This window comes from Microbacterium sp. K35 (genome assembly GCF_004794375.1).
Taxonomy (GTDB): Bacteria; Actinomycetota; Actinomycetes; order Actinomycetales; family Microbacteriaceae; genus Microbacterium; species Microbacterium sufflavum.
Genome location: NZ_SSDM01000238.1, coordinates 1 through 204, shown reverse-complemented (window position 1 = coordinate 204; position 204 = coordinate 1). Strand labels below are relative to the sequence as shown.

The 204-nt window shown below is 71.6% G+C and carries 1 pseudogene; it reads left to right on the top strand.

The features are described 5' to 3' along the window. Window positions 1-204 (top strand): annotated as a pseudogene (locus DW299_RS09040) (transaldolase family protein); the annotation flags it as partial.

Below are 204 nucleotides of genomic sequence, written 5' to 3'. Positions count from 1 at the left end.
GTCGACGAGCTGGCGCAGCTCGCCGGGGAAGCCCGCCAGGCCGAGGCCCGGCTCGTCGCGGTCACCGACCGCATCGCCGACCTCAAGGTCGAGGCGGACGAGGAGGTCGCCGACGGCATCAGCGTCAACGTCACGCTGATCTTCTCGCTCGAGCGCTACCGCCTCGTGCTCGACGCGTTCGTCGAGGGCCTCGAGCGGGCGAAG